Annotated in this window: 19 protein-coding genes and 2 tRNA genes; 13 read left to right on the forward strand and 8 right to left on the reverse strand. The window is 66.7% G+C overall.

Annotated features, from left to right (window positions below; all coding sequences use genetic code 11):
* Positions 1-12: 12 nt before the first annotated feature.
* Both KIT53_RS02650 and KIT53_RS02655 read left to right on the forward strand, forming a co-directional pair.
* Positions 13-3,177 carry an efflux RND transporter permease subunit gene (locus KIT53_RS02650; RefSeq protein WP_297747219.1) on the forward strand — a complete coding sequence of 1,055 codons (3,165 nt, stop codon included), beginning with the start codon at positions 13-15 and terminating at the stop codon, positions 3,175-3,177.
* Entirely contained in the window at positions 3,170-4,612 is a 1,443-nt protein-coding gene (locus KIT53_RS02655; protein ID WP_297747222.1) for an efflux transporter outer membrane subunit, read from the forward strand. The genes KIT53_RS02650 and KIT53_RS02655 overlap by 8 nt, the downstream gene beginning before the upstream one ends.
* A 96-nt stretch (positions 4,613-4,708) precedes the next feature.
* On the opposite strand, the gene KIT53_RS02660 is transcribed toward KIT53_RS02655, so the two are convergent.
* The 4 genes from KIT53_RS02660 to earP form a co-directional block, all read right to left on the reverse strand.
* Complete coding sequence (locus KIT53_RS02660; protein WP_297747225.1) at positions 4,709-5,578, reverse strand: TIGR00730 family Rossman fold protein; 870 nt, start codon at positions 5,576-5,578, stop codon at positions 4,709-4,711.
* A gap of 38 nt (positions 5,579-5,616) precedes the next feature.
* Positions 5,617-6,495, reverse strand: a complete 879-nt coding sequence (locus KIT53_RS02665) for an AEC family transporter (protein ID WP_297747228.1) — start codon at positions 6,493-6,495, stop codon at positions 5,617-5,619.
* 73 nt (positions 6,496-6,568) lie between these two features.
* A complete protein-coding gene (efp, locus tag KIT53_RS02670) occupies positions 6,569-7,123 on the reverse strand; it encodes an elongation factor P (protein ID WP_297747231.1) in 555 nt (184 codons plus the stop codon).
* 112 nt (positions 7,124-7,235) lie between these two features.
* Positions 7,236-8,372 carry an elongation factor P maturation arginine rhamnosyltransferase EarP gene (earP, locus tag KIT53_RS02675; RefSeq protein ID WP_297747234.1) on the reverse strand — a complete coding sequence of 379 codons (1,137 nt, stop codon included), beginning with the start codon at positions 8,370-8,372 and terminating at the stop codon, positions 7,236-7,238.
* A gap of 56 nt (positions 8,373-8,428) precedes the next feature.
* Here earP and uvrC point away from each other — a divergent pair, with 56 nt between their 5' ends.
* From uvrC to KIT53_RS02690, 3 genes are read left to right on the forward strand one after another with little or no spacing between them, the layout of a single operon-like run.
* Positions 8,429-10,468, forward strand: coding sequence for an excinuclease ABC subunit UvrC (gene uvrC / locus KIT53_RS02680; RefSeq protein WP_297747237.1), 2,040 nt, complete (start codon positions 8,429-8,431; stop codon positions 10,466-10,468).
* A 50-nt stretch (positions 10,469-10,518) separates the two neighbouring features.
* Positions 10,519-11,088 carry a CDP-diacylglycerol--glycerol-3-phosphate 3-phosphatidyltransferase gene (gene pgsA / locus KIT53_RS02685; protein WP_297747240.1) on the forward strand — a complete coding sequence of 190 codons (570 nt, stop codon included), beginning with the start codon at positions 10,519-10,521 and terminating at the stop codon, positions 11,086-11,088.
* 8 nt (positions 11,089-11,096) lie between these two features.
* Positions 11,097-11,993, forward strand: coding sequence for a DMT family transporter (locus KIT53_RS02690; RefSeq protein WP_297747243.1), 897 nt, complete (start codon positions 11,097-11,099; stop codon positions 11,991-11,993).
* Here the strand turns inward: KIT53_RS02690 and KIT53_RS02695 are convergent.
* On the reverse strand, positions 11,950-12,918 hold the full coding sequence (locus tag KIT53_RS02695) for a LysR family transcriptional regulator (RefSeq protein WP_297747246.1): 969 nt from the start codon (positions 12,916-12,918) through the stop codon (positions 11,950-11,952). The genes KIT53_RS02690 and KIT53_RS02695 overlap by 44 nt on opposite strands.
* A 65-nt stretch (positions 12,919-12,983) precedes the next feature.
* Here KIT53_RS02695 and KIT53_RS02700 point away from each other — a divergent pair, with 65 nt between their 5' ends.
* From KIT53_RS02700 to KIT53_RS02735, 8 genes are all read left to right on the forward strand, one after another.
* On the forward strand, positions 12,984-13,877 hold the full coding sequence (locus KIT53_RS02700; RefSeq protein ID WP_297747249.1) for an alpha/beta hydrolase: 894 nt from the start codon (positions 12,984-12,986) through the stop codon (positions 13,875-13,877).
* A complete protein-coding gene (locus KIT53_RS02705) occupies positions 13,874-14,968 on the forward strand; it encodes a tartrate dehydrogenase (RefSeq protein WP_297747252.1) in 1,095 nt (364 codons plus the stop codon). The genes KIT53_RS02700 and KIT53_RS02705 overlap by 4 nt, the downstream gene beginning before the upstream one ends.
* 280 nt (positions 14,969-15,248) lie before the next feature.
* Positions 15,249-15,521 (forward strand): HU family DNA-binding protein, encoded by a 273-nt coding sequence (locus KIT53_RS02710; protein WP_066158910.1) that lies wholly within the window; start codon positions 15,249-15,251, stop codon positions 15,519-15,521.
* Positions 15,522-15,547: 26 nt separating this feature from the next.
* Positions 15,548-15,623 (forward strand) — tRNA-Val (locus tag KIT53_RS02715).
* A gap of 91 nt (positions 15,624-15,714) precedes the next feature.
* Positions 15,715-17,631 carry a SurA N-terminal domain-containing protein gene (locus KIT53_RS02720; protein WP_297747256.1) on the forward strand — a complete coding sequence of 639 codons (1,917 nt, stop codon included), beginning with the start codon at positions 15,715-15,717 and terminating at the stop codon, positions 17,629-17,631.
* A 33-nt stretch (positions 17,632-17,664) separates the two neighbouring features.
* Positions 17,665-17,740, forward strand: a tRNA-His gene (locus KIT53_RS02725).
* 391 nt (positions 17,741-18,131) lie between these two features.
* Entirely contained in the window at positions 18,132-18,773 is a 642-nt protein-coding gene (locus KIT53_RS02730) for a hypothetical protein (RefSeq protein ID WP_297747259.1), read from the forward strand.
* 48 nt (positions 18,774-18,821) lie between these two features.
* Positions 18,822-19,169, forward strand: a complete 348-nt coding sequence (locus KIT53_RS02735) for a hypothetical protein (protein ID WP_297747262.1) — start codon at positions 18,822-18,824, stop codon at positions 19,167-19,169.
* Positions 19,170-19,243: 74 nt separating this feature from the next.
* Here KIT53_RS02735 and KIT53_RS20250 read toward each other — a convergent pair whose 3' ends face one another.
* The 3 genes from KIT53_RS20250 to KIT53_RS02745 form a co-directional block, all read right to left on the reverse strand.
* Entirely contained in the window at positions 19,244-19,888 is a 645-nt protein-coding gene (locus KIT53_RS20250) for a PriCT-2 domain-containing protein (protein WP_366521887.1), read from the reverse strand.
* Positions 19,889-20,151: 263 nt separating this feature from the next.
* Positions 20,152-21,702, reverse strand: coding sequence for a DUF802 domain-containing protein (locus tag KIT53_RS02740; RefSeq protein WP_297747264.1), 1,551 nt, complete (start codon positions 21,700-21,702; stop codon positions 20,152-20,154).
* Positions 21,699-22,388, reverse strand: coding sequence for a DUF3348 family protein (locus tag KIT53_RS02745; RefSeq protein WP_297747267.1), 690 nt, complete (start codon positions 22,386-22,388; stop codon positions 21,699-21,701). Before KIT53_RS02745 ends, KIT53_RS02740 begins: the two co-directional genes overlap by 4 nt.
* Positions 22,389-22,495 lie beyond the last annotated feature (107 nt).

Consider the following 22,495-nt stretch of genomic DNA (forward strand, 5'->3'; position numbering starts at 1 on the left):
GGAGCGCCGGACATGGCGAAGTTCTTTATCGACAGGCCCATCTTTGCCTGGGTGATCGCGCTCTTCATCATGGTGATGGGCGGCGTGTCCATCACCCAGTTGCCGATCGCGCAGTACCCGCCGGTGGCACCGCCGGCCATCATCATCAACGCCACCTACCCGGGGGCGTCGGCCGCCACGCTGGAAGACAGCGTGTTGTCGGTGATCGAGCAGGAGATGAACGGCTCGCCCGGCCTGATCTACATGGAATCGGTGGCTCAGGCCAACGGCACCGGCAGCATCACGCTGAGTTTCGAGACCGGCACCAATGCCGATCTGGCGCAGGTGGATGTGCAGAACCGGCTGTCCCGCGCCACGCCGCGCTTGCCCGCGGCGGTGACGCAGCAGGGCGTGCGCGTGGACAAGTCGCGCAGCAACTTCCTGCTGTTTGCCATCCTCTCCAGCGACGACCCGGCCTGGGACCCGGTGGCGCTGGGTGACTACGCTTCGCGCAGCGTGGTGCCCGAACTGCAGCGCCTGCCCGGTGTGGGACAGGCCCAGCTCTTCGGTACCGAGCGCGCCATGCGGATCTGGATCGACCCGGCCAAGCTGCTCGGTTTCAACCTGAGCGCGGCCGACGTCACCAATGCGATCCGGGCGCAGAACGCACAGGTGTCGGCGGGTGAGATCGGTGCGCTGCCCAACGTGGGCGGCCAGAGCATCTCGGCCACCGTCGTGGTCAACGGGCAGCTCGCCAATGTCGAGCAGTTCGGCAACATCGTGCTGCGCGCCAGCACCGACGGCGCGACAGTGCGCCTCAAGGATGTGGCGCGCATCGAACTGGGCGCGCAGGCCTACGCCACCTCGGCCCGCCTCAATGGCAAGCCCTCCACCGGCATCGGCGTGCAGCTCTCGCCCAGCGGCAACGCGCTGGCCACCGCCAATGCGGTGCGCGCGAAGATGACGGAGCTGGAGCGCTTCTTTCCGCACGGCATGAGCTGGTCGATTCCCTACGACAGCTCGCGCTTCGTGAAGATCTCCATCCAGCAGGTCGCGCAGACCCTGGGCGAGGCGATGCTGCTGGTGTTCCTGGTGATGTTCCTGTTCCTGCAGAACTTCCGCTACACCATCATTCCCACCATCGTGGTGCCGGTGGCCTTGCTGGGTACCTTCGCCACGCTGCTGGCCATGGGCTTCTCCATCAACGTGCTCACCATGTTCGGCATGGTGCTGGTGATCGGGATCGTGGTGGACGACGCCATCGTGGTGGTGGAGAACGTCGAGCGCATCATGAGCGAGGAAGGCCTGCCACCGCTGCAGGCCACACGCAAAGCCATGGGCCAGATCTCCGGCGCCATCATCGGCGTGACGGTGGTGCTGATTTCGGTGTTCGTGCCGCTGGCCTTTTTCAGCGGTTCCGTGGGCAACATCTACCGCCAGTTCTCGGCGGTGATGGGGGTGTCGATCGCGTTCTCCGCCTTCATGGCGCTCTCGCTCACGCCAGCGCTGTGCGCGACGCTGCTCAAGCCGGTCGAAGCGGGCCACCACCACGAAAAGAAGGGCTTCTTCGGCTGGTTCAACCGCGCGTTCACGCGCACGGCCAGGCGGTACGAGGGCGGCGTCGCCGCGTTGCTGCCGCGTGCCGGTCGCACGCTGATCGTCTACCTCGCCATCGTCGCCGCCGCGGCCGTCGTCTACATGCGCCTGCCCACCTCCTTCCTGCCCAATGAAGACCAGGGCACGATGCTGGTGAACGTGCAACTCCCGCCGGGCGCGACGCAGGAGCGCACGCTGGAGGTGATGAAGAAGGTCGAGGGCTTCATCCTGCAGCAGCCCGAGGTGCAGAGCATGGTCGGCGTGCTGGGCTTCAGCTTCTCCGGCCAGGGGCAGAACGCCGCGCTGGCGTTCGTGACGCTCAAGGACTGGGCCGAACGGCATGCGCCGGGCAGCTCGGCCGAGGCGCTGGCGGGACGGGCCTTCGGTGCGCTCTCGGGCATCCGCGATGCCTTCATCTACCCGCTGAGTCCTCCACCCATTCCCGAACTGGGTGCTTCGTCGGGCTTCAATTTCCGTCTGCAGGACCGCGCTGGCCAGGGGCGAGAGGCCTTGCTGGCCGCGCGCAACCAGTTGCTGGGTCTGGCTTCGCAAAGCAAGGTCATCACGCAGGTCCGCCCGGATGGCCTGGAGGACGCGCCGCAGTTGCAGATCGACATCGACCGCGACAAGGCCAACGCGCTGGGTGTGGGCTTCGACGTGATCAATGCCGCCATCGGTACGGCACTGGGCTCCAGCTACGTGAACGACTTTCCCAACGCCGGCCGCCTGCAGCGCGTGGTGGTGCAGGCCGATGCGCCCGCGCGCATGCAGCCCGACGATCTGCTGCGCCTGAACGTGGTGAACAACAAGGGCCAGGCGGTGCCGCTGTCGGCCTTTGCCAGCACCCACTGGGTCACCGGGCCCATGCAGACCGTGCGCTACAACGGCTACCCCTCCATGCGCATCAGCGGCAGCGCGGCGCCGGGCTACAGCACGGGCGCGGCCATCGCCGAGATGGAGCGGCTGGCGGCGCAATTGCCCCAGGGCTTCGGCTACGAGTGGACCGGTCAGACGCGTGAAGAAAAGCTGGCCGGTGCCCAGGCGCTGGTGCTCTATGGCTTCGCCATCCTCGCGGTGTTCCTGTGCCTGGCCGCCCTCTATGAAAGCTGGACCATCCCGCTCTCGGTCATCCTGGTGGTGCCGCTGGGCGTGCTCGGCGTGCTCCTGGCGACACTGCTTCGCAACTACTCGAACGACGTCTACTTCCAGGTGGGGCTGATCACCATCATCGGCCTGACAGCCAAGAACGCCATCCTGATCATCGAGTTCGCCAAGGATCTGCAGGCCCAGGGCAAGAGCGTGATCGAGGCGGCGCTGGGCGCTGCCCACATCCGCTTCCGCCCCATCGTCATGACGTCCATGGCCTTCACACTGGGCGTGCTGCCACTGGCCATCGCCTCCGGCGCCGGATCGGCCAGCCAGCGCGCCATCGGCACCGGGGTGATCGGCGGCATGATCACCGGCACCGTGCTGGCGGTGGTGTTCGTGCCCATTTTCTTTGTGGTGGTCCGCAGCATCTTCAAGGGCAGCGAGCGGCAGCGCCTGCACGACGCCGAGCAAGCCCGCCACCATGGTCATGGAGCCTCTTCCAATGATGCCTAAGCGCTCTTTCGTGTTCACCCTGCGCGCTCCGCTCGGCCTCATCGCCCTGGCGGTGATGGCCGGTTGCTCGCTGATCCCCACCTACGAAAGGCCGGCGGCGCCGGTCGCGGCGCAGTGGCCGGTGGCGGCATCCTCGGCTGCGCCGCAAACGCCGCTGGCGGCCGACATCGCCTGGACCGACTTCGTGGGCGATGCGCGCCTGCGCGAACTCATTGCGCTGGCGCTGTCCAACAACCGCGACCTGCGCGTGGCCACGCTCAACATCGAGCAGGTGCGCGCGCAGTACCAGGTGCGCCAGGCCGACCAGTTCCCTACCGTCAATGCCGCCGCCACGGGCAACCGCCAGCCCAACGGCACCGGCGGGATTGCCAGCACCTACAGCGTGGGCCTGGCGCTCAGCAGTTGGGAGATCGATTTCTTCGGCCGCATCGCCAGCCTCAAGGAGGCTGCCCTGGCCCAGTTCCTCGCCAGCGAGGAGGCCCGGCGCGCCGCCCAGACCAGTCTGGTGGCGGCGGTTGCCAGCACCTGGCTCAGCCTGCAGGCCAATGAGGAACTGCTGGCTTTGACGCAGCGCACCCAGGCCACGCGAGACGATTCGCTGCGCCTGAGCAAGCTGCGCTTTGACAACGGCGCGGCGTCCGCGCTGGACCTGCGCCAGGCCGAATCGCTCGCCGCCGCGGCCCAGGTGGCCCTGGCCCAGCAGCGGCGCCAGCGTGCGCTCGACATCAATGCCCTGACCCTGCTGGTGGGGCAGGCGCCGCCGGCGAACCTGCTGCCGGCGCCGGTCGCCGTGCCACAGGACACCAGTGTGGTGCCCACCATGGGAACGCCCGCCAACATGCTGCGCGACGTGCCGGCCGGCCTGCCCTCGGACCTGCTCACGCGCCGTGCCGACATCCGGCAGGCCGAGCAGCAACTGATCGCGGCCAACGCCAACATCGGTGCGGCGCGCGCGGCTTTCTTCCCGCGCATCTCGTTGACCGCCAGCGTCGGTACCGCGAGTTCGGAACTCTCTGGTCTCTTCAAGGATGGGTCGTGGGGCTTCACGCTCGCGCCGCAAGCCTTGCTGCCGATCTTCGATGCGGGGCGCAACCGCGCCAACCTGGACGCGGCCGAGGTCGGCCGCGACATCGCGGTGGCGCAGTACGAGAAGACGATCCAGACCGCGTTTCGCGAAGTGGCCGACGCCCTCGCCGGCAGCGCCACGCTGGGCGACCAACTGGCCGCCCAGCAGCGCCAGGCCGATGCCGAAGCCGATCGTTTCCGCCTCGCCGAACTGCGCTACCGCAATGGCGTCGCCAGTTACCTGGATGTGCTGGACGCGCAACGCTCGCTGTTTGCCACCCAGCAGGCGCTGGCGCAGACACGGCTGGCACAGCAACAGAACCAGGTTGCGCTCTACAAAGCCCTGGGCGGCGGTTGGACGCAGAACTGACGCGGCTTATGCAGCCGTCGTCGTGTTGCCCGAGCAGGCGGGACACGCCGGTGTGACGCGCGCGCCCTCCAGGGGCGCGCAAAGCGCGGCGAATGGTCAGGTCTTCAGGTCGTAGAACTGGACGATGTGCGCCCAGGCCGCCTGCGGTTCGTCCACGTACTTGAAGAGGTTCAGGTCTTCGGGCGAGATGGTGCCTTCCTCGACCAGCACCTCCAGGTTGAAGAGGCGCTTCCAGTAGTCGCTGCCGAACAGCACGATGGGCACCGGCTTGGCCTTCTTGCACTGCACCAGCGTGATGACTTCGAAGAGTTCGTCCAGCGTGCCAAAGCCCCCCGGGAAGGCGACGAGGGCCTTGGCGCGCATCATGAAGTGCATCTTGCGCAGCGCGAAGTAGTGGAACTTGAAGCTCAGCTCCTGTGACACGTAGGGGTTGGCGGACTGCTCGTGGGGCAGGGCGATGTTCAGGCCCACATTGAGCGCCCCCTCGTCGTGGGCCCCCCGGTTGGCGGCTTCCATGATGCCCGGGCCACCGCCGGTGCAGATGAACAACTGGTCGGCGTGAGGACAGCGCTGGCTGTAGCGGGCCACGATGCGCGCGAACTCTCGCGCGTTTTCGTAGTGGTGGGCGTTGCGCAGCAGCGTGCGGGCGCGGGCGATGGCATGCGGTTCACCATGGCGCTCCGCCTGGGCCAGCAGTTCGCTCGCTTCGGCGGTGTCGCGAAATCGGGCGCTGCCGAAAACCACCACGGTGTTCTCGATGCCGAGATCGCGCTGCGCCAGGTCCGGCTTGAGCATCTCGAGCTGGAAGCGGATGCCGCGCGTCTCGCGTCTGAGCAGGAACTCGGGGTCGGCGAAGGCCAGGCGGTAGGCGTCGGCCTGAAGGGCATGGCCGTCGTTGGAATGCGCCTGCAGTTCGGCCCAGGCATCGGCCAGCCGGCGTTCGTTGAGGTCTTGGGTGGCTTCCATATCGGGGTTCCTTCTGGGGCGGTTTGACCGGTTCGGGGTCAGAAACTCAGGGCCAGGGCCAGGGGTACGAAGACCACGGCGAGCGCATTGCCCAGCATGATCATGGCACCGACCTTCTCGGGCTCCTGGTGGTAGCGGTCCGCGAGCATGAACTGCATCACGGCGGGCGGCAACGCCGCGAACAGCAGCAACTGGCCACGCGCTACGCCCTCCAGCCCAAGAGCCCAGGCCAGAGGCAGGCCGATGGCCAGTCCGATGAGGGGGCGTGCCAGCGCGCCGAGCAGGCCCAGGCCCAGCCCGGCGCGCGTGAGGGACGTCAACCGGGCACCGAGCGCGAACAGCATCAGCGGCAGAATGGCGTCGCCCAGCAGCTTCATGCCGGAGAGCAGTGCTTCGGGCGGTCGCACCTCGGTGAATGCGCTGGCAAAGCCGAGCACGGTGGCGATCATCAGCGGGCTGGTCATCAGGTCGCGCGTACGGGCGCGCTGGCTGGTGATGCGGGCTCCGACGGAAAAGTGCAGCAGCATGCTGACGGCAAACAGGGCTACCGCCGCACCGAGTTCCGCGGGACCGAAGGCCAGCAGCGCCAGCGGCAGGCCCATGTTGCCGCAGTTGTTGAACATGACCACCGGTACCAGGGTGCGCGGCTGCACACGGCACGCGAGCGCCAGCGGCCAGGCCAGCAGGCCACCCGCAAGGATTACCACGGCCCCGCCAACGAGCAAGGTGAGGTGGGCCTGGATCTCGAAGTCCTTTGCCGCGAGCGCCGAATAGACCAGCATGGGCGCCAGCACGTCCAGCGCGATGCGGTTGAAGGCCGTGAGGTCTGGCTGCTCGCGGCGCGCGTAGGCATAGCCTACGGCCACGATCAGGAAGACCGGGATGATGACGTCTGCGATGCGGCTGAGCAGATCCATGGGAAGGGCGGTGGGGTCAAACGGAAAAAGGCTCCCACGGGAGCCTTTTTTCATGCCTGGTGTGTGCGGCGCCTCAGACGCGCTTGCGGTACTCGCCCGTGCGGGTGTCGATCTCGATGCGATCGCCCTGGGAGACGAACAGCGGCACCGCGACCTCGAAGCCGGTGGCGATCTTGGCGGGCTTGAGCACCTTGCCCGAGGTGTCGCCCTTGACGGCCGGCTCGGTCCAGGAAATCTCGCGTTCCACGCTGGTCGGCAGTTCGACCGAGATGGCCTTGCCTTCGTAGAACACGACTTCGACGGCCATGTTGTCTTCGAGGTAGTTCAGGGCGTCGCCCATGTTCTCGGCCTCGACTTCGTACTGGTTGTAGTCGGCGTCCATGAACACGTACATCGGGTCGGCGAAGTAGGAGTAGGTGCACTCCTTGTGGTCCAGGATGATCTGGTCCATCTTGTCGTCGGCCTTGAACACCACTTCGGTGCCGATGTTGCCGAGCAGGCCCTTGAGCTTCATGCGCACGGTGGCAGCGCCGCGGCCTCCACGGCTGTATTCGGTGCGCAGGACGATCATGGGGTCCTTGCCGTGCATGATCACGTTGCCGGCGCGGATTTCTTGAGCGATTTTCATGGTGTGAGCAATGGTTGGAACCGCAGCGGGTTCGGGCTGGAGCGAAGGGTGAGCCTGCTGTCCAGCCCACGGGCCGGGCACTGGGGACCGGCATTTCGCAAAACCCGTGATTTTACGGGCTTTCTGCGACCCATCCCAGCAACTGGCTGACGAGGTCCTGCTGCCCCAGCAGGCGTGCGCGCGCGCGCAGCGTGCAGTCGCGCCAATCGGCCAGGGTCTCGTCCGCAGGCCAGTGCGCCCGGGCCGTGCCGATGGCGTTCCAGGCGAGGTGGAAGGCCCTCAGGGAAGCGGGCGCCTCCAGCCAGTCCAGAAAGGCCGCCAGCTTGGCGTGGTGGGCGTCGTCGTGCTGGGGGTAGATGTGCCACACGAACGGCTGTCCGGCCCAGAGTGCGCGCACCAGCGAGTCTTCCCCACGCACGAAATTCAGGTCGCAGGCCCACAGCAGGTGGTCGAAGTCGTGCTGGGTCAGGGCGGGCAGGGCGTGCAGCCGGCAGGCTGGGCCGGGCGCTGCCTGCCCGGCCTGTGCGACCTGCACCGCCTGCCAGGCACGGCCTGGCGTGACCAGCCATTCGCTGGGCCTGTCGGCCTGGCCGGCCTGCGCCAGTACGGAGGGAAGGGCGGCGGGTTCGTAGCAGAACAGGCTGACCCAGCGCGCGCCGGGTGGCGAGCCGTCGGCCAGCCCCATCCGCTCGCGCCAGGTGTGGGCGTTGAAGCCGGCCTGGCGGCTGGCCAGGTCGGCCTCGCGGAGCAGGCCGCCGGTACGGCCAGTGAAGCCTGGGTAGAAGAAGACCTTGGTGCGTCCGCGTGCCGGACCGCTCATGACCGGCGACGGCAGCAGGTGCGAGCGTTCGACGTAAGGTTCCGCGCTCAGGTATTCCAGGTTGATCCAGCGCGGCGGCGGTCCGGTGCGGCGTGCCACGTCGCTGTGCACGAACTCGGTCGGCAGTTCACAGCCGAAGGCCTCGATCCAGACGCCCGCCGGTGGCAGTGCCAGTTGCGCGGCGGTCAGCGGCGCGCGCCAGCGCAGCACCTGCACGCCCGCCACGTCGCCTTCCAGAGCGCCCGGCGCCATCCAGCGCAGCGGCTCGGGCTGGTCGATCCAGAGCCGGACCTGCTGGCCTCGCCGGGCCAGGTCGGCGCAGAGCCGCCAGCACACGCCGATGTCGCCGAGGTTGTCCACCACGTGGCAGAACACGTCCCACGGCCGGATGGGGGCGGGGTGGTCGGGTGCGCGGGCGGACTCTTGCATGGGGTGCGATCTTGCCGCAAACCCGCACGGACGTGCCCGGGCCACAATACGCTCCCATGTCCGACAGCCCTCACTCCGACCAGTTGCTCAGCGAAGTGGCGGCCCTGCCCGCGCTGCCCGGCGTGTACCGGTACTTCGACGCCCAGGGGCAACTGCTCTATGTGGGCAAGGCGCGCAACCTCAAGAAGCGTGTGGCGAGCTACTTCCAGAAGAACCACGATGGCACGCGGATAGGCCACATGGTGGGCAAGATCGCGCGCATGGAGACCACGGTGGTGCGCTCCGAGGCCGAGGCGCTGCTGCTGGAAAACAACCTCATCAAGACGCTCAACCCGCGGTTCAACATCCTGTTCCGTGACGACAAGAGCTATCCCTACCTGAAGATCACCGGCACGCGCGAGGGTGGAGGACGCGCGGGCGCGGCACGCGTGCCCACGCCCGCGCAGGCCTTCCCGCGCATGGCTTATTACCGTGGCGTGGTGGACCGCCGCCACAGCTACTACGGCCCTTACCCCAGCGCCTGGGCGGTGAAGGAGTCCATCACGCTGCTGCAGAAGGTGTTTCGCCTGCGCACCTGTGAGGACACCGTGTTCGCCAACCGCACGCGCCCTTGCCTGCTCTACCAGATCAAGCGCTGCAGCGGGCCCTGCGTGGACCTGATCGACAGCGAGGCCTATGCGCGCGACGTGGCCGACGCCGAGGCTTTCCTGCGCGGCGAGACGCAGGCGGTGCTGGCCGGCCTGGAGCAGCGCATGATGGCCCACGCCGAAAAACTGGCGTTCGAGCAGGCGGCCGAACTGCGCAACCAGATCACCGCGCTCTCGCGCGTGCTGCACCAGCAGGCGGTGGACAACGTCTCCGACAAAGACGTGGACGTGCTGGCCGTCAAGGTGCACGGCGGGCGCGCCTGCGTGAACCTGGCCATGGTCCGGGGCGGGCGGCACCTGGGCGACCGCCCATACTTTCCGGCACACGTCGAGGACGCCACCGCGATCGACCACGCACTGGCCGAAGAGGCTGTGGTGGTGGATCCCGCCGAGCGTGTCGCGGTGCAGGTACTTGAAGCCTTCATTGCCCAGCACTACCTGGGCGTGGCCATGCCGCACACGCTGGTGACCAGCCATCCGGTGGGCAAAGCGCTGCTCGAGGCATTGACCACGCAGACCGGCGCCCGGGTGCATGCCGTGCACCAGCCGCGCGAGCACCGCCGCATCTGGCTGGAGATGGCGCAGAAGAACGCCGAGATCGCACTGGCCCGCTTGCTGGCCGAGGAGGGCTCGCAGCAGGCGCGTACGCGCGCGCTGGCCGATGCGCTGAATCTGCCCGATGACCAGCTCGATGCGCTGCGCATCGAGTGCTTCGACATTTCGCACACGGCGGGCGAGTCCACCCAGGCCTCCTGCGTGGTGTTCGAAGGCCACAAGATGCAGAACAGCCAGTACCGCCGCTACCGTATCGAAGGCATCACGCCGGGCGACGATTACGCCGCCATGCGCCAGGTGCTGCTGCGCCGCTACGGCCGCATCGCCGAGGCGATGCGCGAGCAGGACGCCTTGGAGCCCCAGGCGGCGGCGCCGGAGCCGCAGAGCGCCGATGCGGCGGACGAACCGCTGCCGGAACCCACGGCCGAATCCACCGGCGGTCCACGCATGCCCGACCTGGTGCTCATCGACGGTGGCAAAGGCCAGGTGACGGTGGCGCGCGAGGTGTTCGGGCAACTGGGACTGGACCTTTCCATCCTTGTGGGCGTGGAAAAGGGCGAGGGCCGCAAGGTCGGCCTGGAGGAACTGGTGTTCGCCGACGGCCGCGACAAGGTCTACCTGGGGCACGATTCGGCGGCCCTGATGCTGGTCGCCCAGATCCGCGACGAGGCGCACCGGTTCGCCATCACCGGCATGCGCGCCCAGCGGGCCAAGGTGCGCACCGGCGGCAGCCGGCTGGAGGACATTCCCGGTGTGGGCCCCAAGAAGCGTGCGCGCCTCCTGCAACGCTTTGGCGGCGTGCGCGGCGTGGCCGCCGCCAGCGTCGAAGACCTGGCCACGGTCGAGGGCATCTCGGCCGACCTGGCCGACGCCATCTACCGCGCGCTGCACTGATTCCCCGCAGGCGCCGGGGCCGCGCGGGGCAACGCATAATCCAGGGCATCATGTTCTTCAACCTTCCCACCCTGCTCACCTGGGCCCGCATCGTGGCCATTCCGCTGATCGTGGGTGTGTTCTACCTGGAAGGTGTGAGCCCGGCTCGGCAGAACCTCATCGCCACGGCGATGTTCATCGTCTTCGCGCTGACCGACTGGGCCGACGGGTACCTGGCGCGCCGGCTCAACCAGACCTCGGCCTTTGGCGCTTTCCTGGACCCCGTGGCCGACAAGTTCCTGGTCTGTGCCAGCCTGCTGGTGCTGGTGCACCTGGAGCGGGCCGACGTGTTCGTCGCGCTCATCATCATCGGCCGCGAGATCGCCATTTCCTCGCTGCGCGAATGGATGGCCATCATCGGCGCGACCAAGAGCGTGGCGGTCCACATGCTTGGCAAGGTCAAGACCTCGGTGCAGATGGTCGCGATTCCCTTCCTGCTCTACGACGGCCGGGTGCTGGGCGTGATCGACACGCACCTCTGGGGCACCTGGCTGATCTGGGCCGCCGCCGTGCTGACCGTGTGGTCCATGGTCTATTACCTGCAGAAGGCGCTGCCCGAGATCCGCGCACGCGCACGCTGAGCCCGGCCATGAACCAGGCCGCCTCCCCGCAAGACAACGCCTGGCTGCGCGCCATGCCCTGGGTGTTCGTGCTGATCTGGAGCACGGGCTTCATCGTTGCCCGCTACGGCATGCCGCACGCGCCACCCATGAAGTTCCTCGCGGTGCGTTATGCGCTGTCCATCCTCTGCTTCCTGCCCTGGATCGTCCTGGCCGGGGTGAAATGGCCAGCCAGCCGCGCGCAGTGGTGGCACCTCGCGGTGACGGGCGTGCTCATGCATGCGGGCTACCTGGGCGGCGTGTGGGCGGCGGTCAAGGCCGGCATGGGGTCGGGTCTCTCCGCGCTCATCGTCGGTCTGCAGCCGGTGCTCACCGCGATCTGGTTGTCGGGCACCGGCTCACGCGTTTCGCGCCGCCAGTGGCTGGGTCTGGTGCTGGGGTTCGCCGGCCTGGTGCTCGTGGTCTCGCGCAAGTTCGGCGCGGGCGGGCCGGGCGACCAGGCCAACTGGCTCAACCTGTCGTTCGCGGTGATGGCGCTGATGGCCATCACGGTGGGCACGCTGTACCAGAAGCGCTTCGTTGCTCCCTGCGACGTGCGCACCGCCAACGCGGTGCAACTCATGGCGGCGCTGCTGGTCACCTTGCCGCTGACCTTGCTGGAGGCCGAAGCCATGCATTGGAATGGCGAGCTCATCGGTGCGATGGCCTGGTCCGTGCTCGGCCTCACCTTGGGTGGCAGTTCGCTGCTCTACATGCTGATCCAGCGTGGCGCGGCGGCCTCGGTGACGAGCCTGATGTACCTGGTGCCGCCCTGCACGGCATTGATCGCCTGGGTGTTGTTTTCCGAACCCATCACGACCGCCACCATTGCCGGCACGGCGCTCACTGCGTTCGGCGTGAGCCTCGTGGTGCGGTCGGCGCGCTGAAGCGCTTCCACGGTTCCCCGCGGAAACGCTCTGCCAGAAAGTCCACCAACAGGCGGATGCGTCGCGGGACGCGCGGCTGATAGGGTGCGAGCCAGTGCACATCGGCATCTGGCATGGCGTAGGCGGGCAGCACGCGGACCAGGTCTCCGCTCGCCAGATGGGGCGCAATGTCCCACAGGCTGCGCAGCATGATGCCGCGGCCCTCAAGGCACCAGTCGCGCACGAGTTCACCGGAGTTGCTGGACAGCGGGCCGCTGACCGGAACGTGCGTGACCTGGGCATCGGCCGTTCGGCGCAAGCGCCAGTGATCGAAGCGCTGGTCCGGTCCTCCGTCGTTCTCCCGCACCACCAGACAGGCATGCATCGCCAGGTCTTGCAGGCCACGGGGTGTTCCATGCCGCTCCAGATAGCCCGGGGCGGCCACCAGCACGCGCTGGTTGGCCGCGAGTTTGCGCGACACCCACTCGGCCGCGCGCTCGCGCGGTGCATTCCAGAGCCAGATGGCGCCATCGAAACCTTGCACCGCGAGGTCGGGCAATTGTTCGGTGAGCTGCAACTGGATGCGGATGCCCGGATGGCGTGCCTGGAACGCCGCCAACGCCGGGCCGACCCAGAGCCGGCCGAAACCGAAGGTGGCGGCCAGGCGCACCGGACCCGCCGGTTCGGCTTGCCGCTCGCGCAGCTCGGCCTGTACCTCGTCGAACGCGTGCAGCAGATGCACCGCCCGTTCGCACAGCACCTCGCCTTCGGCAGTGGGGCTCACGCGCCGCGTGGTGCGCTGAAACAGGCGCAGCCCCAGGCTGGCCTCCAGCGCCGCCAACCTTTTGGTGACAGCCGATGGCGTGACGCGCAAGGCGCGTGCGGCCATCACAAGGCTGCCGTGTTGGCGCACGGCAATCACAAGTTCCAGGTCAGGGCGGTCCAATTGTTTCTTTCAAGGAAGCAATCCATTGACGAATTATTGCCGCATGTGCCGCTATGCTGGCGCCCATGCTGAACGACTTCCAGCCTCTCACCGTGCACCGCGATGGCGTGGCGCTGCATACCCGCGCGGGGGGAGGAGGGCCGCCGCTGCTGCTCTTGCATGGGCACCCACAGAGCATGGCCATGTGGCACCGGGTCGCTCCCGAACTCGCGCGGCACTTCACCGTGGTGCTGATGGACCTGCGTGGCTACGGCGATTCGGCGCGCCCGGCGTCCGACGCGGCGCACGCCGCCTACAGCAAGCGCGAGATGGCGCTCGACGCGCTGGCTGTCATGGCTGCATACGGTTTTTCCCGTTTCGACGTGCTCGCCCATGACCGTGGCGCCCGTGTTGCGCACCGCCTTGCGATGGACCATGCCGCTGCCGTGCGGCGTCTCATGCTGCTGGACATCGCGCCCACGCTGGCCATGTACGCACACACCGGCGAGGCCTTTGCCCGTGCCTACTGGCACTGGTTCTTCCTGATCCAGCCACCGCCCTTGCCCGAGGTGCTGATCGAGTCCGACCCCGCGCGCTACGTGCGCAGCGTGATGGGCAGCCGCCACGCGGGCCTGGATGCCTTCGACGCCGCCGCGCTGGCCGAATACGCCCGTTGCGCGGCCATCCCGGGCACGGCCGCGTCGATCTGCGAGGACTACCGTGCCAGCGCCAGCATCGACCTCGATCACGACCGGGCCGACGTTGCTGCCGGTCGCGTGCTGGCACAACCGCTGCGCGTCCTGTGGGGGGAGCACGGCACCGTCGCGCGCTGTTTTGACGTGCTGGCTCTCTGGCGTGAGCGCGCCAGCCAGGTGTCGGGCCAGAGCCTGCCCTGCGGCCATTACATCGCCGAGGAATCGCCGCGGCACCTGTTGCAGGAAGCCTTGTCCTTTTTGTCCACTTTCCAGGAGTCACCATGAGCCACAAGCACCGCATTGCCGTCATCGCCGGGGACGGCATCGGCACCGAAGTCATGCCCGAGGGCCTGCGCGTGCTGGAGGCCGCCGCCTCGAAGCATGGCCTCGACCTGCAATTCGATCACTTCGATTTCTCCAGCTGCGACTACTTCGAGCGTCACGGCAAGATGCTGCCCGACAACTGGAAGGAGCAGATCGGCGGCCACGACGCCATCTACTTTGGCGCAGTGGGCTGGCCCGACAAGGTGCCCGACCATGTCTCGCTCTGGGGCTCACTGCTGCTGTTTCGCCGCGAGTTCGACCAGTACGTCAACGTGCGGCCTGCACGCCTCATGCCCGGCGTCACCGCGCCCGTGGTGCGGCGCGACGGCAGCCCTCGCGTGCCCGGCGAGATCGACATGGTCATCGTGCGCGAGAACACCGAAGGCGAGTACTCCAGCGTGGGCGGACGCATGTTCATCGGCACCGAACGCGAGATCGTGCTGCAGGAAACCGTGATGTCCCGCGTCGGCGTGGACCGCGTGCTGCGCTACGCCTTTGAAACCGCGCGCTCGCGCCCGAAGAAGCACCTGACCAGCGCCACCAAGTCCAACGGCATCGCCATCACCATGCCCTACTGGGACGAGCGCGTGGCAGAGATCGCCAAGGACTACCCGGACGTGCGGGTCGACAAGTTCCACATCGACATCCTCACCGCGCACTTCGTGCAGCGCCCCGACTTCTTCGATGTGGTGGTGGGCAGCAACCTCTTTGGCGACATCCTCAGCGACCTGGGACCCGCTTGTACCGGCACCATCGGCATCGCACCCAGCGCCAACCTCAACCCCACGCGCATGCATCCATCGCTGTTTGAGCCTGTGCATGGTTCGGCGCCGGACATCGCCGGCAAGGGCATCGCCAATCCCATAGGACAGATCTGGTGCGGCGCGATGATGCTGGATTTCCTCGGCCACCGGGACGCGCACGACACCGTGATGCGTGCCATCGAAGCGGTGTTGCAGCCCGGCAGCGGTGCACCGCGCACGGCGGACCTCGGAGGCTCCGCGGGCACGTCGGATGTCGGGCGCGCCATTGCCCAGGCCGTGGCCACCTGAGCTGGCGCGCGCCACGGCATTGCGACATTTTGTAGCCGCGGGCGGAGCGGGAAATGAAAGCGTCTAGAATCTCGCCTCTTGTTCCGCCTAGGCTGGACGCGACCTGCGACGTATTGACAGGGGTCGTGCCCAGTGGGTCTAATCACTCAGCGCGAGTCACTCACTGTGTGGGCCGCGTCCTTCGGTTCAGAGCGATCCGGTTTTTGCCCACGGCCTGCCCGCCGCCCTCGGAAAAACCCGATATCACGAAACATTCATTCCATTTCATGAGGGGCTATTTGTGAACAAAACAGAACTCGTCGAACACATTGCCAAGCACGCCGATATTTCCAAGGCGGCCGCGACGCGTGCACTGGATTCCACCATCACCGCGATCCGGACCACGCTGAAGAAGGGCGGCACCGTTTCGCTGGTTGGCTTTGGCTCGTTTGCCGTGACCAAGCGCCCCGCTCGCAAGGGCCGCAACCCCCGCACCGGCGCCGAGATTAAAATCAAGGCCGCCAAGGTTCCGAAGTTCCGCCCCGGCAAGGCCCTCAAGGATGCTCTGAACTGAGGCCGTCACCGGATGATGTACCGATGGGGTGCTTAGCTCAGTTGGTAGAGCGGCGCCCTTACAAGGCGTAGGTCGGCGGTTCGACCCCGTCAGCACCCACCACCATCGAAAAGGCGAACCCGGGTTCGCCTTTTTTGTTGTCTCCACTGGCAGCGCCTCGTGCCGCCGGTTTCGTCAGTAGCAGGGTTCACGCATGTTCGATTCCATCCGCAATCACAAGAAGTACCTCATGGGCTTCCTGGCGATCCTGGTCATCCCATCCTTCCTGCTGTTCGGCATCGAAGGCTATACCCGCTTCAACGAAGGTTCCGTGGCGGTGGCCACGGTGGACGGCAAGGACATCAAGAAGGCCGAATGGGATCAGGCCCACCAGCAGGAGTCGCAACGCCTGCGCCAGGCCATGCCCACCATCGACGCGGCGCTGCTGGACGGAGAGGCTGCGCGCTATGCGACGCTGGAGCGGCTGGTGCGTGAACGCCTGCTGGCCGCCGCGGCTCAGAACTTCCACCTCTACACCAGCAATGAGCGCCTGGCCCGTGAGCTGCAACAGAACGAGGTGATTGCGACCTTGCGGCGTCCCGACGGTTCGCTGGACGTCGAGGCCTACCGCGCCCTGCTCGCCCGCCAGGGCCTGTCGCCCGAGGGTTTCGAGGCCGGCGTGCGCGCCGATCTTTCGCAGCGCCAGGTCTCCATGGGGCTGCTGGCCTCGGGTTTCGCGCCGACGGCACTGGCCAACCTGTCTCTCAACGCCTTCTTCGAACGCCGCGAGGTGCGCGTGGCGCAGTTCGCCGCGCGCGACTTTGCCGCCCAGGTCAAACCCACCGACGCGGAGATCGAGTCCTACTACAACGCCCACACGGCGAGCTTCCAGGCCCCCGAGCAGATGGACATCGAGTACCTGGTGCTCGATGCGGCCGCTCTGGAAAAGAACGTGACCGTCAACGAAGCCGACCTGCGCGCCTACTACGACCAGAACGTGGGCCGGCTCTCCGGCAACGAGGAGCGCCGTGCCAGCCACATCCTGCTGACCGTGCCTTCCGGTGCCACGCCGGAACAGAAGGACACCGTGCGCCAGCGCGCGCAGGCCCTGCTGGAGAAAGTGCGCAAGACCCCGGGCACCTTTGCCGAGGTCGCGAAGGCCGAGTCGCAGGACCCGAGCTCCGCGGCCAATGGCGGTGATCTGGACTATTTCGGCCGCGGCGCCATGGTCAAGCCTTTCGAGGACGCGGTGTTCTCCATGAGCAAAGGCCAGATATCCGACCTCGTCGAGAGCGACTTCGGTTTCCACATCATCCAGCTCAACGACATCAAGAGCCCGCCGCCGCGCAGCTTCGAGTCGGTGCGCGCACAGATCGAAGGCGACCTGCGCAAGCAGCAAGCGCAGCGCCAGTTCGCCGAAGCGGCCGACACCTTCAGCAACCTGGTCTATGAACAGGCCGACAGCCTGCAACCCGCAACCGACCGCCTCAAGCTCACCATCCGCACCGCCAAGGGCGTGCAGCGCCAGCCTCAACCCGGTGCCCAGGGCCCTCTGGCCAGCCCGCGCCTGCTGGAGGCCCTGTTCTCGGACGAAGCCATCGACAAGAAGCGCAACACCGAAGCCATCGACACCGGCTCTGGCCAACTCACCGCCGCCCGTGTGGTGCAGCATGCCGCGGCACGCACCCTGCCGCTGGCCGAAGTGCGCGAGCAGGTGCGCGAGCGCCTGGTGGTGCAGCGTTCGGCCGAGCTCGCCCGCGTCGAGGGGGAGAAGCGCCTGGAGGCCTGGAAGGCCGGTAACGGTGGCGATGCAGGCCTGGCCGCGGCCGTCGTGGCGTCGCGTGAGAACCCGCAGGGCCTGACGCAGGAGATGCTGAGCGCCGCGCTGAGCGCCGATCCCAAGGGCTTGCCCGCCTGGACCGGCGTGAGCCTGGGTGACCAGGGCTACGCCGTCATCAAGATCGACAAGGTGCTGCCCCGCGACACGCGCAACGCACAACAGCTCGCGCAGGAAGTGCAGCAGTACAACCAGTGGTGGACCGCAGCCGAGAACGAGGCCTACCTCGAGTCACTCAAGCAACGCTTCAAGGTGCGCATCCTCGTGCCCGAGCCGGCAACGCCCCTGCGCTGAGCGCAAACACCACGCTATAATGGCGAGCTTGCGGTGGCTGTAGCTCAGTTGGTAGAGTCCAGGATTGTGATTCCTGTTGTCGTGGGTTCGAGCCCCATCAGCCACCCCATACCAACACTGGAAAGCCTGCTATCGAATCGGTAGCAGGCTTTTTCTTTTGGTGCTGCTTGTAGGCAATCTGTAGGCAGACGCGCCGGTTCAGGGTGCTTCGAGGCATGGGTGCTGGCTCGTGGTGCGCAGGTGATGTGTTCGCGCATCTGCCCAGGCCTGAGACGCCCAAGCGCACACTGCCACGCCGCACAAGAAAAGATTTCCCGATGCCCGGGGTTGCTTCGATCCGGCAGAATCGAAGAGAGGGGGGGCACCGCCCCAGCCGGCGCGTAACGGAGTCGAGCAGGAGGTAGCGCGCCGGTCCTGCAAAAAAATTTGAATTACCAGACCCAGTGGGCCTGAAAATTCTAAAAAATAACTGAATCATTCCGCATCTACTGCGGCGCCAAATGAAGTCTCCCACCTCGCACCCCCAGAGGCGAAGCAGCGCCACCAACGCTGCAACGTTCCGACCGCTAGTTTGGGCGGCGACGATTTACATTTTGGCGATGAGCAGTGCTTTAGGGCAGACCATTCAGCCTGCGCTATGTCACTATTCAAAACTGCCGACACTGAAGCTTCACGATGACCCGGGCAAGCTTGCACGAGAGTTGCTGGACGAATTCACTGCTCTGGAGCAAGCCATCGCATCCCTCTCGCCGCGTGAAGATGAATGGTTGAACGTAGAGTTGAACGCGGATGTGGCCCGACACGTTCGAGCCAGGTCCTCGCACGAATACGCTCTCAGAAGTGCGAAGCTCCATGCAAACAGTGTCCGCGAGTCGCTGCTGTTCCTCACCAAGCAAAAAGAGTCACGGATAGCTCCCTCAATGCAGTGGGTGTTCCTCACTGCGACGATCCTCGAAAAGGATTTCTATGACGACATCGCTGCGCTCGTCGCAACGGGAGGTGTAGGTAGGTCAGCTATTCCACAGCTTTGGCTCGCGTTACCGGGCGAGCGCGATGTGGCGAAGAGTCTCGATGTGCACTTTTCCAGGCTCGCCCAGCACATATTGACGTGCACTCTGCCTCAGGTGACCATTCAGAAGTGATCGTCGCGCGAGAGCCTCGGATGCATTGCAACATTCAGGAGATTCGACATGGTTAAGTCTCTGGGGGCCGCGCTCGCCGGACTGTTGGCTGCCGGGTGCGCATCGACGAGTAGCCTCGTGCCTGCACCCTTTGCCACCGCTTCTGACCCCGAATGGATTCAGTCCTTCGACGCGGGTTTGCGCGAGAAGCAGACGCAGACGGTCAACAGCTTCGGCGGGCGCGTCGAATCGAAACTCGCACTGTGGGAGCAGCTTGACTGCTCGCGGCGCGTGTACGTGTCGCAGGCCAGGGCTGCCCAGATTAAGGCTACAGAGACGGGGGCAGCGGTCAACGATGCGATGAGGCAAGTCACCGCAGAACCTATGTGGATTCTGGCTCGCAACTCGTGCCGCTGACTCGCTCCCTCGCGCGCGCATGGTAGTTCTGTCACGACTGTGGGAGGGTGCAACCCATTGGGTTTGATGAAACCCTAGTGCTGGGCATGTGCATGTGTGCACCCCCTATAGGGTGGTGCACTGCACGCACACTTGTTTGCCCTTTGTGCGCACAGTGCATGCACATGAATGCACCGATTGCACATGACTAGACCCCTGCAGAACCCACGGCGGTTGCCCTGTCGAACTGCAAAACGGGGAAAAGGTTGCCAGGGTAGCAGTCCTTGGATGAGTTCATCAGGCGGCTGGAAAGCCTCAGGAAGGGCATCGGCGAAGACGATCGACATTGCATGCGGGGGTGGTTCATTCGACGGCGCTGCGGCGCTGGCGGTGAACATCTCCGAAACGTCAAGCTGTGGCCGAGTCCAACCGTAGCGCTGCGCCAGATGAAAAATTGACGCTGGACCCACGGCGTTCTCTTTGTCACTTTGGAAGCTGCCCCATTGCTGTGCGACTGCCTTGTCGCCGGGGTACTTGGTCGGATCGCCAGCGCTCCAGGCGCGCCACATCTCATGGGCTCTTTCTGCCTGTCCGGATGCTTCGCCTTGGGCCTTCAACGCGAATCCAGTGCGGACCCACTCATCTCGGGAGCATGATGGGGGTATGGCACTAAGCGCACTGCGCAGGTCGTTCCAGTCTGCAGCGGCTATCCCGACGCGTGCCGCCGAGTGCGACACCACGGGCGAGTTTGTGCGACGGCGCAGCGGCTCGATACGCGCGCGAACGAAACCGGCAAGGCATACCCGAGATGATGATGTCGTCCACGTAGACAGTCACGACAAACCGCTTGTCGCTGTGCAGTTCGTCAAGGTACTTTCCGAGCGCGCTTTTGTGTAGTGCGAGCGAAGCCAACAGCGGCGACTGAACGAACCCATACGGCAGGATTTGCCTAGCGGCGTCCCCCGGATGTTGAACAGTGCTGACGGTTGCCATGCGGCGCGCGTCAGTGTGAGGGAAGAACTCCTTCAGCACCCGCGAGATGCGGGAGCGGCTGGCTGATCACGCCGGCCGCGGCCTCGGGGACTTCGGCCGCCGTGCGCAGCAGCCGGTCGAGGGGGGCTTCCAGCGCGGTGCCGAGGTCGGCCAGGTGTTGGGCCACCTCGGCCTGCAGGCTGGAGAGGCGGTCCACCGCGGCCTGTCCGCGCAGGGCTTCGTCGTTGCGCAGTTCCGCCAGGCCGTTGCGCCAGAGCGCGGCGATCTCGTCGAGACGCTGGTCGTGGCTGGAGATCCATCGGCTTTCGGCCTCGATGCGCGATCGGGCCAGCTCTTCGACGCCGGCCTGCAGGCGTGCCATGCGCTCCAGCGTCTGCCCGGCCTGCTCGCGGTGGGCTTGCGCGGCCTGCTGCGCGCTCTGTGCGAGCGCCTCCCGGGTGTCGGTCAGCCAATGGGTGGCGTGTTGTTCGAAACGACCGCTGAACGCTTCCAGCGCGTGTTCCAGTTCCTGCACGAGCGTCTGCTGGGCCTGCGTCTGCTGCTGCAGGTGGCCGCGCCAGCCTTCGGCGGTGGCGTGGGCCGTCTCTGCCCAGCGGGCACAGAGGCCGTCAAGCTGGGTCTGCAGCGCGTTGACGGTGCGTTCATGCAGTTGCGTCGTGTCCTGGGCCACGCGGTTCATGGCGGTTTCCACCACCGGCTTGAGGCTTTCGCTGGCGGCGCGTGCGCTGGCCACCAGCGTGTCTTGCAGGGAGGTCTGCACCGACTGGGCCAACCGGTTGTAGGCCTGGCCCACGTCCTGGTGAAACAGGTTCTGGCGTTCCAGCATCTGCGTGTGCTGCTGCTCGCTGCGCTGGTCCATGCGCTCGACCAGCGCCTGCAGGCTGTCCACCACGGCGGGCAGCGTACGCGCCTGTTGCTGCAGGGCTTCGTAGGCGGCCTGCCGCTGGTGGGCGTGGGAGAACGGGTGCAGAGCGGTCGCCAGGTGGGACTCCAGCGTGCGGGTGGCCGCCAGGCGCTCGCGGCGGCTGATGGCGGCCATGAGGCCCAGCATGGCGGAGGAGGCGACGCCCGCGACCGAGGTGCCGAAGGACAGCCCCAGGCCTTTGATGGGCGCGGACAGCGCCGCGCGCATGGCCGCCAGGTCGGCAGAGCTCTCCAGCGCCAGCACCGCGCCCTGGAAGGTGACCACCATCCCGAGAAACGTACCCAGCATGCCCAGCATCACCAGCAGGCCGACCAGATACGGGGTGAGCGCCAGCGCGGGCAGGGCGGCGCGTTCACCCTCCAGGCGCAGGCGCACCGTCTGCCGCAGCGAGGCGGGAAGGGTGTTCAGCCAGGCCTGCACATCCTCCAGGGGTTGGGGTACGTTGGCCAGTGCGCGGGTGAAGGCGGCGGTGTCCGTGCGAAAGCGCCGGACCTCCAGGGCACCGAACAGGTACACCGCGCCGATGACCAGGGTCATGGCCACGGCCAGCGCGCTGGTGGCCGACCAGCAGACCCAGGCCACGGTGGCCAGGCCGATGGCGAAGGCCAGTATCAGGATGGGGTGGTTCATCTTCATGCGTGCGTTCCAGTGTGGTTGCGCAGGGCTTCGACAAGCCCCACGACGGGTTGCAGGCGGGCGTCGAGTTCGGCCAGCAGCACCGCCTGCCATTCCTTGACGAAGTCCGCGAGCCAACCCTCCCGTGGCGGGCCATCGTCGGTCTGCCGGGCCTGTTGCTGGCGCAGGGCGAAGCGTCGCTCCAGCAACTGCGGCAAGGCGCCAAAGAGGCGCTGTTCGCGCACGCCCAGGGCCTCGTTGAGCAGGGTGTCGAGCAGGGCCAGCCGCGCCAGCGGCGGGGAGGTTTGGGACAAGGTCTGGCGCAGGTGGTCGCGCAGTGCGTCGACGCGCAATTCCATCTGCCGCTGCAGTTCCAGGTGGCGCTGGTGCAGCAGCGCATAGGCACCGTCGGCGTCGTCGGCGGATGTGCCCGTGGCCCGCAGCGGGTTTTGGCCTGCGATGGCCTGTGCCAGCGTGGCGCGCAGCCGTCGGCATGCCTCGTCGGCCGGCTGTGGTGCGCTGGCTCGGCGCCGCGCGGGTGCCGCCGCCGCACGGGTCTGGTGGGCGGCATGCAGGCGGATGGCATCGGGCACGCCAAGCCATTCGCTCAGGCGTTGCGCGACCTCCTCGGTGGTGTGGGCGTCTGCGTCGGCACCTGGTTCGGCCAGCAGGCGGATCAGGTCCGGTCGGTTCGATTGACGTGGCAAATGCGTGCTGTCGCCCCAGTGGGGCGGGTCCCGGTATCGTTCTTCGTGTCTGGCCGCGCCCCCGTTGTCCTGGGTGCGCGCCAACCGCCAATTAGAAACGATCCGGG

Origin of the sequence: Hydrogenophaga sp. (genome assembly GCF_026125785.1) — a bacterium.
In the GTDB taxonomy this organism is placed as follows: Bacteria; Pseudomonadota; Gammaproteobacteria; order Burkholderiales; family Burkholderiaceae_C; genus Hydrogenophaga.